Raw genomic sequence first — 549 nt, 5'->3', positions numbered from 1 at the left:
ACTGCCCGCCGCGCTGGTCCCGCCGCCGATTCTTGTGGTGTATCGATTCCCCGGCCGGAACCGGCCGGGGAATCGGCGGTTCCTCGGTCCGCCGAAGCCAGGACAGCGCACATGAAAACAGTTGACTGAAGAATAGTTGACGTAGTTGAAGCGGCATGTCCGGCTACTGGGAGTCACATTTTCTGTCTTTGGCGCGGCCTTGTGGGTATGCGGTGAAAAACACAGGATGTGACTTCTGCTACGGTCCACCGAATGCGCCAGATGTCGACCAGCGAGGTTCTCACGGACCCGTCGTCGCCGTGCCGCGACCCTGGTTCTCTCGGCTCCCTGGACTCCCTGGACTCCCTGGACTCCCTGGACTCCCTGGGCTCCCTGGACTCCCTGGGCTCCCCTGGCCCCCGCGGGTCCTCCGAAGGCTTCTCCTCCAAGAGCTTCGAGGCTCTGGCGGACGCCGCAACGGCCAGCCGTGCTCCGGGCGCCCGCGGCCCGCTGCGACGGCCGCCGGGCGGACGGCGTGGCCCGGGCCGACAGCCGGGCCCGGGCCGACAG

General features: G+C 67.8%; 1 pseudogene. It reads left to right on the top strand.

What is annotated here, in order from left to right:
• Positions 1-252: 252 nt before the first annotated feature.
• Positions 253-549, top strand: a pseudogene (locus AC5LUJ_RS18850) (hypothetical protein); the annotation flags it as partial.

The sequence above is a fragment of the Protofrankia sp. CiP1_Cm_nod3 genome (assembly GCF_982290655.1).
The sequence above is the reverse complement of the archived record's forward strand: the minus strand, read 5'-3'. Positions and strand labels throughout refer to the sequence as shown.